The 14,582-nt window shown below is 66.3% G+C and carries 8 protein-coding genes and 1 tRNA gene; 7 read left to right on the top strand and 2 right to left on the bottom strand.

The genetic code is table 11. From position 1 onward, the window contains the following. Nucleotides 1-2 precede the first annotated feature (2 nt). The 3 genes from AAD027_RS10505 to AAD027_RS10495 all read left to right on the top strand — a co-directional run bounded on the left by AAD027_RS10505 (nt 3) and on the right by AAD027_RS10495 (nt 7,566). Complete coding sequence (locus AAD027_RS10505) at nt 3-1,619, top strand: alpha-glucosidase family protein (protein WP_341725981.1); 1,617 nt, start codon at nt 3-5, stop codon at nt 1,617-1,619. Between the two features lie 88 nt (nt 1,620-1,707). Next, nucleotides 1,708-4,488, top strand: a complete 2,781-nt coding sequence (locus AAD027_RS10500) for an alpha-1,6-glucosidase domain-containing protein (RefSeq protein WP_341725980.1) — start codon at nt 1,708-1,710, stop codon at nt 4,486-4,488. A gap of 321 nt (nt 4,489-4,809) precedes the next feature. After that, nucleotides 4,810-7,566, top strand: coding sequence for a TonB-dependent receptor (locus AAD027_RS10495; RefSeq protein WP_341725979.1), 2,757 nt, complete (start codon nt 4,810-4,812; stop codon nt 7,564-7,566). A gap of 143 nt (nt 7,567-7,709) precedes the next feature. Here the strand turns inward: AAD027_RS10495 and AAD027_RS10490 are convergent. Beyond that, nucleotides 7,710-7,785, bottom strand: a tRNA-Ala gene (locus tag AAD027_RS10490). Between the two features lie 18 nt (nt 7,786-7,803). Next, entirely contained in the window at nt 7,804-8,913 is a 1,110-nt protein-coding gene (gene rnd, locus AAD027_RS10485; RefSeq protein ID WP_341725978.1) for a ribonuclease D, read from the bottom strand. Nucleotides 8,914-9,002: 89 nt separating this feature from the next. On the opposite strand from rnd, the gene AAD027_RS10480 reads away from it, so the two are divergent. The 4 genes from AAD027_RS10480 to AAD027_RS10465 all read left to right on the top strand — a co-directional run bounded on the left by AAD027_RS10480 (nt 9,003) and on the right by AAD027_RS10465 (nt 14,491). Next, the gene (locus AAD027_RS10480) at nt 9,003-10,856 is read left to right on the top strand and encodes a formylglycine-generating enzyme family protein (protein ID WP_425605437.1); all 1,854 of its coding nucleotides are present in this window, start codon (nt 9,003-9,005) and stop codon (nt 10,854-10,856) included. Between the two features lie 17 nt (nt 10,857-10,873). Next, complete coding sequence (locus AAD027_RS10475; RefSeq protein ID WP_341725977.1) at nt 10,874-11,788, top strand: M48 family metallopeptidase; 915 nt, start codon at nt 10,874-10,876, stop codon at nt 11,786-11,788. A gap of 150 nt (nt 11,789-11,938) precedes the next feature. After that, on the top strand, nt 11,939-12,856 hold the full coding sequence (locus AAD027_RS10470) for an RHS repeat domain-containing protein (RefSeq protein WP_341725976.1): 918 nt from the start codon (nt 11,939-11,941) through the stop codon (nt 12,854-12,856). Nucleotides 12,857-13,279: 423 nt separating this feature from the next. Beyond that, complete coding sequence (locus tag AAD027_RS10465; RefSeq protein ID WP_425605436.1) at nt 13,280-14,491, top strand: IS4 family transposase; 1,212 nt, start codon at nt 13,280-13,282, stop codon at nt 14,489-14,491. The last annotated feature ends 91 nt before the right edge of the window (nt 14,492-14,582 follow it).

The following is a 14,582-nucleotide window of genomic DNA, read 5'->3' as shown; positions in this document are numbered from 1 at the left end:
CGATGAACGACAACAACTGGTGGCGCGGCGCGGTGATCTACCAGATCTACCCCCGCAGTTTCCTGGACACCAACGGGGACGGGGTGGGCGACCTGCCGGGCATCGTCGAGAAGCTCGACTACGTCGCCGGCCTGGGCGTGGACGCCATCTGGATCTCGCCGTTCTTCAAGTCGCCGATGGCCGACTTCGGCTACGACATCGCCGACTACCGCGACGTCGACCCGCTGTTCGGCACGCTGGACGACTTCGACCGCCTGCTGGCCAAGGCGCATGCGCTGGGCATCAAGGTGATGATCGACCAGGTGCTGAGCCATTGCTCGGTGGAGCATGCCTGGTTCAAGGAAAGCCGCGAGAGCCGCGACAACCCGAAGGCCGACTGGTACGTCTGGGCCGACGCCAAGGAGGACGGCACCGCGCCGAACAACTGGATGTCGCTGTTCGGCGGCGTGGCCTGGCGCTGGGAGCCGCGCCGCGAGCAGTACTACCTGCACAACTTCCTCTCCAGCCAGCCGGACCTGAACTTCCACAATCCCGCCGTGCAGCAGGCCACGCTGGACAACGTCAAGTTCTGGCTGGACAAGGGCGTGGACGGCCTGCGCCTGGACGCGATCAACTTCTGCTTCCACGACGCGCGGCTGCGCGACAATCCGCCCAAGCCTAAGGAAAAGCGCGTGGGCCGCGGCTTCAGCCCGGACAACCCGTACGCCTACCAGTACCACTACTTCAACAACACCCAGCCGGAGAACATCCCGTTCCTGGAGCGGCTGCGCGCGCTGCTGGACCGGTACCCCGATGCCGCCGCGCTGGGCGAGATATCCTCGGAGGACTCGCTGGCCACCACCGCCGAGTACGTCACCGACCGGCGCCTGCACATGGGCTACAGTTTCGAGCTGCTGACCGACGACGGCAGCGCCGGCTACATCCGCGGCACGGTCGAGCGGCTGGAAGCGGCGATGGCGGAAGGCTGGCCGTGCTGGGCGGTGTCCAACCACGATGTGCAGCGCGCGGTGACGCGCTGGGGCAATGGCGACGCGTCGCCCGCACTGGCCGCGCAGCTCGTCGCGCTGGTCTGCTCGCTGCGCGGTTCGGTCTGTCTGTACCAGGGCGAAGAACTGGGCCTGCCGGAAGCCGACGTGCCCTACGAAGCCTTGCAGGATCCCTACGGCAAGACGTTCTGGCCCAAGTTCAAGGGCCGCGACGGTTGCCGCACGCCGATGCCGTGGAACGGCGGCGACGAAGCGGGCTTCAGCGCGGGACGCCCGTGGCTGCCGATCCCCGCCGAGCACCGCGCCATCAGCGTGGCGAAGCAGGACCAGGATCCCCGGTCGGCGCTGAACGCCGTGCGGCGTTTCCTCGCCTGGCGCAAGCGGCATGCCGCGCTGCAGGTGGGAAGCATCCGCTTCTTCGACGCGCCCGAACCGGTGCTGGCGTTCCGCCGCGACGCCGGGGACGAGGCACTGCTGGTGGTGTTCAACCTGTCGGCGCAGCCGGTGCGCTGGACATTGCCGGACGGCCTGTCGGTGCAGCCAGTGGAAGGACACGGCCTGTTGGCCGGGCAAGTCGCCGACGGGCAGCTGTCGCTGCCGCCGCGCGGCGCGTATTACGCGCGCCTGGGTTGATGCGCGCGCAACGCCCTGTGGGCCCATGCAGCACTTGCGGGGACGCATGACGGCGGCCTGTGCGCCGTCGCCGGGTCGGGAGGGCGGAATGGAAGGTTTCCATCGTCATCGCAAGCGATGGCTGGCGATGGGCATCGTGTCGATGTTGTTGCCCTGCAGTCCCTTGGCGCATGCGAAAGCCACGCTGGCCGACTGCGATGCCGCGGCCTTCGCCACCACGCTGCAGCCCAGTGCCTCGGCGACCGTCGATGCCACGGCCCAGGCCTACTGGTTGAGCGCGGATCGCATCCGTTGGCCGGGCACCTCGCCGCAGGGCCGCTATCGGCTCTACCACTCGGCCGTCGCGGCCTTGGTCGCCCAGCCCGGCAGGAGTGTCGTCGGGGCCGATGGACATCTCGTGCTGGAAAGCGCCACGACGGCGCCCGGCGACGGGATCGCGCAGCGCTTCGGTTTCGTGCCGGCCGGCGCGGACCTGCGCCTCGGTGCGCAGGACAGGAAGAGGCTGGCCGACCTGCTGCGCCAGCAGATAGTGCTGGTGCGCGAGGACGCGTCGGGCCGCGTGCTGGCGGCCACGGCAGTGCAGCATCCCGGCGCACTGGATGACCTCTACGCCGCTGCCGTGCAGGCACCGTCCCTGGGGCCGCTCCGCACTTCCGAAGCGTCGTCGCTGGCGCTGTGGGCGCCGACCGCGCGCGCGGTGTCGTTGTGCCTGTACTCGGACGACAACGGCGGCGCGACCGAAGTGCACGCCCTGTCGCCGGAAGCGGCCACGGGCATCTGGCATTGGCGCACGCCCGGCGACCTCTCCGGACGCTACTACACCTACCTGGTGGACGTGCACGTGCCGGGCACGGGCGTGGTCCGCAACCGCGTCACCGATCCGTACTCGATCAGCCTGGGGACGGATTCGCGCCGCAGCTATTTCGCCGATCCCGATTCGCCCGCGCTCAAGCCGGCGGGCTGGGACGACGCGCCGCGACCGGACCGGGTGAAGACGCAGACGGACATGACGATCTACGAACTGCACGTGCGCGATTTCTCCATCGGCGACGCCAGCGTGCCGGCCGCGCACCGGGGCAAGTACCTGGCCTTCACCGACACGGCATCCGATGGCATGCGCCACCTGCGCGCGCTGTCCGAAGCCGGCATGACCGACGTGCACCTGCTGCCGGTGTTCGACATCGCCACCATTCCGGAAGCCGGTTGCCTGACGCCACGGGTGCCGGACGCGGCGGCGGACAGCGAGGCCCAGCAGGCCGCGGTGATGGCGGTGGCGGCGCGCGATTGCTTCAACTGGGGCTACGACCCGTTCCACTTCAACGCGCCGGAAGGCAGTTACGCCAGCGACGCATCCGATGGCGCGCGCCGGATCGCCGAGTTCCGGCGGATGGTCATGGCGCTGAATGCCATCGGCCTGCGCGTGGGCATGGACGTGGTCTACAACCACACGGCCGCCTCGGGGCAGGCGGCCGGTTCGGTGCTGGACCGCATCGTGCCGGGCTACTACCAGCGGCTGGACGGCAACGGCCGGGTCGAGCGCTCCACCTGCTGCGACAACACCGCCACCGAGCACGCGATGATGGCGCGCCTGATGATCGATTCGGCCGTGCTGTGGGCCCGGCATTACCGCATCGATTCCTTCCGCTTCGACCTGATGGGCCACCAGCCGCGCGCGGCGATGGAAGAACTGAAGCGCCGCGTGGATGCGGCGACCGGCCGCGACGTGCAACTGATCGGCGAAGGCTGGAACTTCGGCGAAGTGGCCGACGGCGCGCGCTTCGTGCAGGCCTCGCAGCTTTCGCTGAACGGCTCGGGCATCGGTACCTTCAGCGACCGCACGCGCGATGCCTTGCGCGGTGGCGGTCCGGCCGATGGCGGCGATGCGCTGGTGAAGGAACAGGGTTGGCTCAACGGCCTGGTGTATGCGCCCAACGCGATGGCGGACGCGGGACGCTCGCGCGAGGATCTGCAAGCGGCCGCCGACATGGTGCGCGTGGGACTGGCGGGCACGTTGCGCGACTATAGGCTGGCCACGTCCGACGGCGATGAAAAGTCCTTGTGGGACATCGACTACAAGGGCCAGCCCGCCGGTTATGCCAGCCAGCCTGGCGAAGTGGTGAACTACGCCGAGAACCACGACAACCAGACGTTGTTCGACATCAATGCGTTCAAGCTGCCGCGCGATACTTCGGCGGAAGACCGCGCGCGGGTGCAGATGCTGGGCGTGGCGGTGACCGCCTTCAGCCAGGGTGTGGCGTATTTCCATGCCGGCATCGACACGCTGCGCTCCAAGTCGCTGGACCGCAACAGCTTCGATTCCGGCGACTGGTTCAACCGGCTGGACTGGACGTATCGCGACAATGCCTTCGGTACCGGATTGCCGCCGGCCAGCGACAATGCGGCCAACTGGGCGTTGATGAAGCCGCTGCTGGCGGATGCCTCGATCAAGCCCGGTCCACGCGAAATCGCCCTGGCGCGCGACATGTTCCGCGACCTGCTGCGCATCCGCGCCAGCTCGCGGCTGTTCCGGCTGGACGATGCCGGGGAAGTGAAACAGCGGCTACGTTTCCCCAACAGCGGGGCCGGGCAGAACCCGCTGGTCGTGGTGGGGCAGCTGGACGGGCAAGCACGCGATGGCCAGGCGGTCGAGGGGGCGGGTTTCCGCGAGATCCTCTATCTGTTGAACGTATCGCCGCAGGCACAGGTGCTGGAACTGCCTTCCGAGAAGGGCAAATCCTATCGATTGCATCCTGTCCACCGTGCCGCTGGCGCGGCGGACCCGCGGCCGCGCCGCGATGCGCGTTTCGAGCGCGACCTGGGCCGTTTCACCGTGCCGCCGCGCACGACGGTGGTCTACGTGGTGGAGTAGGGCGACGGGCCGGCCGTGGGGGCAGGGTAAGCAGGCGTGTTCGCTCCGCTTGCGAAGAGCGGTTGGAAGCACAAAGAGCATCGGATTTGATGCATGGTGGAGCATCCGCGTGCGCCCGCATCCTTCCCGCACACGGCGCCATGCACGCGGAAAAGCGCGGAAAACCCCTATGAATACGTATGCAGGGGAATTTGTGCAGCTGCGCCCGCGACTACCATTGCCGCACGTTCCAGGGCGCACTGCCCTGGCGTAGCAGGTCCGGGCGATCGCACCGCGCGACGCACCCGGATCACCGCACACAACGTCCTTGGAGAGGGGAATATGTTGCAACTCAAGCGCAATCTGCTGAGCGCGGCGCTGGCGTCCGCCATCGCGCTGACCGCGGCCAGCGTGCAGGCCCAGACGGCCGAAACCGCACCGGAACAGCCGCAACAGGAAGCCACCGAACTGGATACGGTCGTGGTGACCGGCATCCGTCGCGGCATCGAGAGCGCCATTTCGGTCAAGCGCGATTCCACTTCCATCGTCGAGGCGATCTCGGCCGAGGACATCGGCAAGCTGCCGGACGTCAGCATCGCCGAGTCGCTGGCGCGACTGCCGGGCCTGGCCGCGCAGCGCGTGGCCGGACGCGCGCAGGTGATCAGCGTGCGCGGCCTGTCGCCCGACTTCTCCACCACGCTGCTCAACGGCCGCGAGATGGTCAGCACCGGCGACAACCGCAGCGTGGAGTTCGATCAGTACCCGTCCGAGCTGATCGGCGGCGTGACGGTCTACAAGACGCCGGACGCCGGCCTCGTTGGCCAGGGCTTGTCGGGTACGTTGGACATGCAGACCGTACGTCCGCTGAATTTCGATGGTCCTGTTGGCGCCATCGGCGTGCGCGGGCAGCGCAACTCGCTGGGCGCGGCGGCGAACACATCCGCCTATGGCGAGCGTATCAACGCCAGCTACATCACGCAGTCCGAAGACCGTCGCTTTGGTTTCTCGATCGGCTATTCGCATACCAGCACGCCCATCCAAGAGAATCAGGTCGGCCTGTACGAGCCCTGGAAGACCGACGAACGCCCCGGCCTGCCCGCAGGAACCTACGCCAGCGACGGCATCAAGGCGCTGCGCCGCACCGGCGAGACAAAGCGCGATGGCGTGATGGCGACGCTGCAGTTCCGCGCCTCCGATTCCTGGACCAGTACGCTGGACCTGTTTCACTCCGAGGCCGAGCAGATCGACACGGCCAACCAATGGGAAATGAACACCCAGTACAACGGGTCGTTCCCCTGCGACCCGGAGTGCGTGTACAGCAACGTCACCGTCAACGGCAATGGCACGTTCACCGGCGGTACGTTGAGCGGCGTATACCCGCTGGTGCGTGGCATGTACAACCGGCGCGAGGACGAAATCAATGCGTTCGGCTGGAACAACGCGTTCAACGTGGGGCAGGCGCGCATCATCGCGGATCTGGGCTGGTCCAAGGCCAAGCGCGATGAACTCAATCTCGAGAACAATACCCAGCTGGTGCCAGCGCCGCAGTACGACACAGTACAGCTCGTCTACCGCAATAACGGCTTCTCGCAGATGGTCCCCACGCTGGACTACTCCGACCCGTCGCAGTTGTACCTGCGCAACACGATCTATGGATCGGGTTATGGCAAGGTGCCGAGCGTCGAAGATGAATTGAAAACTTTCAAGCTGGCGGCGGAACTCCCCGCACCGGCGTCGTGGGGTTGGCTGTCGGGCATTGATGTCGGCCTGGCCTACGCCGATCGCGAGAAGATCAAGCGCCAGCCCGAAGGCGACATCCTCGTAGGCCCGCAGGGTGAAACGCCGATCGCGGCCGACCTCCAGTACCGCCCGGTGAATTTGGGCTTCGCGGGCCTGGGCTACATCCCGGCCTGGAACGTGCCTGAAGCGGTTGCGCGCTACATGATCTTCGAACCCAGCGCGACCGCCTTCCCGTATCTGGTCGCCAAGTCGTGGGACGTGAACGAGGAAACCGCCACCGCGTACATCAAGGGCAACGTCGACACCAACTGGGGCGACGTCGCCGTGCGCGGCAACTTCGGCGTACAGGTGCAGCGCACGGACCAGTCGTCGGACGCCGTCCAGCTAACGAACGGCGGCGAGCCCCAGCCGGTGTCGCTGGGCAAGAAGATGACCGACGTGCTGCCCAGCATGAACTTGGCGTTCTCGTTCGCGAACGACCAGACCTTGCGCGTGGCGGCTGCCAAGCAAGTGGCGCGTCCGCGCGTGGACCAGCTGCGTGCGTCCATCGAGGTCAACGTGTCGGACGGCCCCGATTCTTCCGGCAACCGCGTCGTCAGCGGCAATGGCGGCAATCCGATGCTTGACCCCTGGGAAGCCTACGCGTTCGACATCTCGTACGAGAAGTATTTCGGCAGCAAGGCCTACGTGTCTGCCGCCTACTTCTACAAGGACCTGCGGACGTACATCTTCACCCAGACCAATCCGTTCTTCGATTTCAGCGATTTCGTTGCCGGTGTGCCCGAGCATCCGGATTTCCCCGGCGTCGGTGTGTCCGATACCGGCAGCTATTCGGCGCCCGCCAACGGCAAGGGCGGCAGCCTGCAGAGTCTTGAGCTGACCGCGTCGCTGCCGCTGGATTTGCTGTGGGAACCCCTGGCCGGCTTCGGCATCATCGCCAGCGCGAGCTTCAGCGACAGCAACATCAAGATCCAGGACCCGGAAAGCGCCTCGAGCGTCGGCAGTGGCGATATCGATCTGCCGGGCCTGTCGGATCGTGTCTACAACCTGACCGCTTACTATGAGCGCAATGGTTTCGAGGCGCGCGTGAGCCAGCGTCGGCGCTCGGACTTCATCGGCGAGATCGGCAATTTCAATGGAAATCGCACGCTGCGTTACGTCGTCGGCGAAGAGATCACCGACGCGCAGGTCAGCTATTCGTTCCCGGAAAGCCATGCGCTCGGCGGCCTGAGTGTCCTGTTCCAGGTCAGCAACCTGACCAACGAGGCGTACCGCACCTATGCCGAGTCGAAGGACCGGCCGCTGGAATACGTCGAGTGGGGCCGCACTTACCTGCTGGGCGTCAACTACAGATTCTGATCCGGAACACGTAGCCCGTCCAAGAACCCGCCGGCCCCATGCCGGCGGGTTTTTTGCATGCGTCGGGGATGCAACGGAACGAGCCGTCTACCGTTTCCTCGCGGGCAACAAAAAGGCCAGGCTTTCGCCTGGCCTTTCGATTTTGGTGGAGCCAGGGAGGATCGAACTCCCGACCTCGTCATTGCGAACGACGCGCTCTCCCAGCTGAGCTATGGCCCCAAGATGGACGCGGCGATTTTAGCCCGTCGGCGTGGCCGGTGCCAAGCCCGCCGGATTCAGCAGCGGGGCGAGCACCGGTTCCAGTTCGGCGCGGCGCCAGCCGGACAGCGCCCCGGGCCAGCGGCCCGATTCCAGCAACGCCTCCAGGTAGCGGCGCGAGGCCAGGACGCCATCGGGCAGGCCCAGCTCCGCGCTGCGCTGCGAAACCGCGTCCTGCAGGCGTTTCAGCGCAGCCTTGTCGCTATCGGTCGCGTTGCGGGCCAGCGGCGCGTCGGCCTCGTCGGGCAGGGGCGTGCCGAGCGCGTTCCACACCGCGTCGGCCAGCTTGCGCGGGGCCTTGGGCTGCGCGTCGAACACTTTCTGCAAGGCGGCGCGGTCGGCAGGCGGATTGCGCGCCAGGCCCACGGCCAGTTCGTTGTCCAGGATCCAGCTGCGCGGCTTGTCGCTGCTGCGCGCCTGCGCATCGCGCCAGCGCAGCAGGCGGACCAGGCGGCGCTGCGCGTCGGCATCCAGGAACTGCGCGCTGCGCAGGGACAGGTGCGGCCAGCGTTCCACATCGTCCTGCGCGGCATTCTCGACGAAGCGCGCGCAGTCGTCCTGCAGCCATTGCAACCGTCCGGCTTCGCGCAGCCGCGTTTCCAGCGCGTCGTGCATGGCGAACAGGTAGCGCACGTCGTCGGCCGCGTAGTGCAGCTGAGCTTCGCTCAGCGGCCGGCGCAGCCAGTCCGAGCGCGTCTCGCCCTTGGGCAAGGCGACGCCGGCGATGCGTTCCACCAGTTTCTGGTAGCCGATGCCGGCGGCCACACCGGCCAGGGCGGCGGCCATCTGCGTATCGAACAAGGGCGTGGGCAGCACGCCACAGGTGAACTTGAACGCCACCAGATCCTCGCTGGCGCTGTGCATGACCTTGGTGATGGCGGTGTCCGCCAGCACCGGCTTCAGCGCGTCGGTCATGCCGGCGGCCAGCGGGTCGACCAGCAGCATCTGGTCGTCCACCGCGATCTGCACCAAGGCCAGCTGGGGCCAGAAGGTGCGTTCGCGCACGAACTCGGTATCCAGGCCGATGCGGGCCGGGCGGTGCCGCAGGTGCGCATCCAGCGCGGTGGGGGTGTCGATCCAGTGGGGCACGAAATCTCCGCTTGGTGCGTCGTTTGCTCAGGCAGGGGACAATAGCCTAACGTCGCACCGCCGGATACCGCCGGGCGGTGGCCCGTTCGATGCACGGAGGTTGTTTGCGCGCGATCCTCACCACGCTGTTGCTGTCGTCATGCCTGCTGGGCGCCTGCTCGCGCGACGCGGCGCCGGCACTGGGCGACGATGCGGCCGACGGCCCCCCGCGCATGCCCACGGTGACGGTGAGCGGCGATGACAGCGGCATCGGCGAGCTGAACTGGCAGCCGCCGGCGGTGGACCTGGGCGACGAAGCGCGCGCAGCCACGCTTCGTCGCGCCGAACGCGCGCTGGCCGACGGCCGCCTGTTCGATACTGGCGAGGACGCGATCCCGCTTTACCTGGCCTTGCTGCGGCAGGACCCGCAGGACGCCCGCGCCAAAACCGGCCTGGAGCGCAGCCTGGACCGGCTGCTGGAGCAGGGCGCGCAGGCATTGCGGTTCGCGGACGACCGCACCGAATCCCTGCGCCGCGCGCGCGCCATCGCGGCCGTGGCGCGTGCGGTATCGCCGGAGGACGAGGCCGTGCTGGCCTACCTGGGCCGGGTGGACGAAGTGGACCAGCTCACCAGGCTGAACCTGGCCAGCGAGCGCGCCCTGCGCGAAGGCCGGCTGGGCGAGAACGGCGGTGGCGCGCTGGCGGGTTTCCGCGAAGTGCTGAAATGGAAACCCGGCCAGGCGCGCGCGTTGCAGGGCGTGGCGGCGGTGGAAAGCGCCATGATCCGCCACGCCGAGGAGGCCGCGCTGGCCAGCGATTTCGACACCGCGCTGGTCTGGCTGGGCCATGCCGCGCGGGTGCGCGAGGACGCCCCGACCGTGGCGGATGCGCGCCAGCGGGTGAATGCCATCCGCATGGCCCGCATCGCCGAACTGCGCGACAGCGGCCTGCGCGACCTGGCCACGCCGGCCGGCCTGAAGGAGGCGCGCGGCAAGCTGGCCGAAGTGCTGCGCATCGCCGAGCCCGGCGACCGCGTGGCGGCCGATTTCCGCGAGCGGATCGACCTGGCCACCCATTACGGCCTGTTCCGCCCGGGGCAGGCCTTCACCGATGCCCTGCACAACGGCGGGCGCGGGCCGGAAATGGTGGTGGTGCCGCATGGCGGCTTCCGGATGGGCGCCGCCGATGACGAACTGGAAGCCGTCGATGCCGAGAAGCCTTCGCACTACGTGCGCTTCGACCGCGGTTTCGCCATGTCGCGGCATGCGGTCACGGTGGGCGAGTTCCGCCGCTTCGTCGAAGCCACCCAGTACCGGCCCCGCGCCACGCGCCGCGGACATTCCATCGTCTACGACGAACGCAGCGGCAACTTCGTGCGGCGCAGCGGGGTGGACTGGCGTTCGGACCATGCCGGCGATCCGGCGGCCGACGACATGCCGGTGCTGCACGTCAGCGTGTACGACGCCGAAGCCTACGCGGAATGGCTGGCCGGACAGACCGGCCACGGTTACCGCCTGCCCAGCGAGGCCGAATACGAATATGCCCTGCGGTCCGGCGAACAGGGCCGCTACCCCTGGGGCAACGGGCAGCCCCCGCGCGGTTTCGGCAACCTGACCGGCGGCAACGACGTGTCGCCGGGCGGCCGGCGCTGGAACAACGCCTTCGTAGGCTATGGCGACGGCTACTGGGGGCCGGCGCCGGTCGGCCGCTTCCGTGCCAATGCCTGGGGCCTCAAGGACCTGGGCGGCAACACCAGCGAATGGGTGGCCGACTGCTGGCACGCCAGCTACCGCCGCGCGCCGGCCGACGGCGCGGCGTGGTTCAATCCGGGCTGCCGCTCGCGCGTGGTCCGGGGCGGTTCGTGGGCCAGTTCGCCGGCGCATGCGCGTGCCGCATGGCGTTCGTCCTCGGATTCGGATATGACTAATGCGCGGGTGGGCTTCCGCGTGGTCCGCGGCATCTAGCCGCCAAGGAGAGGGTGATGAGGCAAGATCCATTTGGTCGGGGCCGCCACGAGCAGCGTGCTGCGCCGCAGGGGCGCGGTCTTTTCGGTAACGTGCGCTGGCTGATCCTGCTGGGGTTCCTGGTCTACGGCGGGTGCTACTACCTCTCCAACCGCACGGTGGACCCCTATACCGGCGAGAAGGTGCTGATCGACGGCTCCATCGGCGTGGAGGAGGAAAAGGCGCTGGGCCTGCAGGCCTACCAGGAGATCCTGTCGCAGGAGCGCCCGGTGGACCCGAACTCGCAGATCGCACAGCAGGTGCGGGCCATCGCGCAGCGGCTTATCGCCAAGGTGCCCGAGGTGGAGGCGGCCATCGCGCAGGAACGCGGCACGCAGCCCAGCGGCAACTGGAAGTCGTTCGACTGGGACGTCAACGTCATCCAGTCCGACCAGGCCAACGCCTTCTGCCTGCCGGGCGGCAAGATGGCGGTCTACACCGGCTTGATCCCGGTGGCGCAGAACGCCGATGCGGTGGCGGTGGTGATGGGGCACGAGATCGCCCATGCCCTGCTGCGCCACGGCGCGCAGCGCATGTCGCAGCAGAAGCTCACCCAGATCGGTCAGATGGCCGGCGCGATGAGCGGCATGGACCCGCAGCAGCAACAGATGGTGATGGCCGCGATGGGCTACGGCTACCTGCTGCCGTATGCGCGCACGCACGAGACGCAGGCCGACGAAGTGGGCCTGATGCTGGCCGCCGCGGCCTGCTTCAATCCGCAGGAAGCCGTGCCGCTGTGGGAGCGCATGAGCGAAGCCAGCGGCGGGCAGGCGCCGCCCGAGTTTTCTTCCACCCACCCCAATCCCGGCACGCGCATCCAGAACCTGACCGCGCTGATGCCGAAAGCGATGGAATACCGGCAGAGGTTCTGCAAGCAGACGGCTGTGCAGTGAAGGCCGCCCACCTGGCGTGATGCTTATTGCTGCGACATTCCGTCCACCGATGATAGGTAGATAGCCGCCTTTGCGAGTTCAATTGTGCGTAGCAGGCCTGGCGCATGACAGCGACATTTCAAGCAGGGAGTTTCGAATGGATGCAGGCATATGAGTATTGGAATGTGGAATGGAGTGGCGGGTATACAAGCCATCCGGGCAGGGATCACGATTTTTCTTTGTCTGCTTGCTCCGGTGTTATGTGCGCAGACGACGGTGGAGTACATCCACACCGATGCGCTGGGCAGTCCGGTGGCGGTGACCAACCAGGCCGGGGAGGTCATCGAGCGGTACGATTACGAGCCGTACGGCGCGGTGATCGGCAAGCCGAACTACCAGGGCATCGGCTTCACGGGCCACGTGCAGGATGCGGCCACGGGGCTGACGTACATGCAGCAGCGGTACTATGACCCCATCTGCGGGTGTTTCCTCTCCGTTGATCCGGTGATGGCGTACGACGATCCAGTCAACTACTTCCATCGCTACCGATATGCCGGCAACAACCCCTACCGGTTCACTGATCCGGATGGCCGTTGCTGGATTTTTTGCGACTTCCTTCCTCTTCCTCGGGGTGATAGGACCAATCCTCACGCCCCCATTCCTGGGGCGGATCGGGGGGATGCATTGCTCGTGGGTGGTGCAGTGGTAGTCGCTACAGTCGGCGCGACAGCGGGCCTTGCTGTTACTGTTGGTGCTCCAGCGATGGTGGCAACTGCGGCTGAGAGTGCAAGCTTGCAAACGGGACTAGTGGCTCAGCAGGGATTGAATGCAGCTTCTAATACGGCTGCGGCAATTGGTGCCGCAGCCGCAGGTACGGTAGAGGCTGACATAGTCAGAGGAGCGTATGTCTCTGCTGCGGCAAACATGGAGAAGATAACCGATGCAGTTTCAAGCTATGTTGTTCCTGGCCCTCCGGCTATGACGCCTGCAGGAGCTGCAGCTGGTTTGGGCTCTGCGGTGGTCGGTGAGATTGAACAGGTGCAAGTGGCTCCACCTCCGCCGCCGCCTGATCCTACAATCCATAGATGAGGCTAGGTCGTGCTTCTTATGCTAGGACGAGGACGGAAATCGTGAACTTTTCAAAGTTTATTATTCCGATAGTGATAGCTCTTGTAGGAGTGAGGGTTTTTTCATCTCAATTTTTCAGGAGTAGTAAGTATGGTTTTGTATTTGATTTTGGGGCGTATCATCAAATAATTGGCGGTGGAATACTTATGCTTGCTGTGCTGCTGATATGGGCTTCTGCGAGAAGCGGAAGCCATACGAAGCATGGATCAGAGTAGACCCTCAATTGGGGGTGGGTGGGGCCGAGAAAGCGACCCAAAGGGGACGGAGGCTGTGGTTTCCCCACATTTTTCTTTTCCAGATCAATGATTTGCATTGATCCTAGTTTGCAAAGGTGCGCGCATGGCGCGATCTTCGTGGTTACCACACCAATGAGGATCGCAGACCATGCGCGCCACTCAAGTATTGCAAAGATGCCTGACCTCGGCACTGACTCCCATGCATGCCCTGCGCCGACAGATCCTGTTGTTGGCGGTCGAGTCGTTGTTGGCCGGTCGCCGTCTGGTGTTGATTGACCTGGCCCGAAGCTGGCTCGGCGCCGAGCGCATCCGTGCACCGCTCAAGCGCCTGGATCGGTTGCTCGGCAACCGACATCTGCACGCCGAACGCGAACGCCTGTATGGCGGCATGGTGCAATGGCTGATCCGCACGCCGGCGCCCATCATCGTCGTGGACTGGTGCCGCCTGAAGGCCGACGGCCACTGGCATCTGCTGCGTGCGGCCGTGCCGGTGGGCGGTCGCACGCTGACCCTGTTCGAGCAGGTCTTCCCGGAGCGGCAACTGGCCTCCCCCAAGGCCGAACGTCGCTTCCTGCTGTGCCTGAAGGCGCTGTTGCCGCCCGATATCCGGCCGATCCTGGTCACCGATGCCGGCTTCCGTGCCCCCTGGTGCCGGACGGTCGAGGCGATGGGATGGCACTGGATCACGCGCCTGCGCCATCGCACCCATCTCAAGCCGGTCGAGGTCGAGGATTGCCCGGACCAGTGGATGCCTTGCCGCGCCCTGCATGGGTTGGTGCGACCGGCGCATGCGCGCAACCTGGGGATGTTCGATCTGGTGCGTAGCGCACCGATCCAGGCGCGGCTGGTGCTCTACGCCCGGGCGCCGCAAGGTCGGCAACACATCACCCTCAAGGGCGCACGGCGACGCAACAAGCACAGCCGGCAATGTGCCCGCCGCGAGGCCGAACCCTGGCTGCTGGCCGTCTCGCCTTCGCTGGAAAACATGACGGTGCCGCAGATCGTGGCGGTGTACCGTCGACGCATGCAGATCGAGTTGAGCTTCCGGGACCTCAAGTCCCATCGTGACGGGCATGCCTACGAGGACAGTCTGACCCGCAAGCGCGAACGGATCGAGGTGTTGCTGCTGTTGCATGCGCTGGCGATGTTCGTATCGTGGCTGGCGGGCATGGCGGCCGAAGCGATTGATGCACAGGACAACCTCAATCCCTATCCGGCCTCACGAAGGCTGTACAGCCTGGTCCGGCTGGGGCGTGAAGCACTGCTGCGAAGATGGCTCACGTGTCCCGTGCAAGCCATGCTGGATGCGCTACACCGGCTCTCGCCAGAAGCCAGTCAGAACATGGCGTTCTCAGCATGAAAACGTGGGGAAACCTCAGGGACGGAGGCTGTGGTTTCCCCACATTTTTCTTTTCCAGATCAATGATTTGCATTGATCCTAGTTTGCAAAG

It is taken from the genome of Pseudoxanthomonas putridarboris (assembly GCF_038321125.1).
GTDB classification, from domain to species: domain Bacteria; phylum Pseudomonadota; class Gammaproteobacteria; order Xanthomonadales; family Xanthomonadaceae; genus Pseudoxanthomonas_A; species Pseudoxanthomonas_A putridarboris.
Note: the sequence above shows the minus strand (reverse complement) of the source record. Positions and strands in the feature narration are given on the sequence as shown.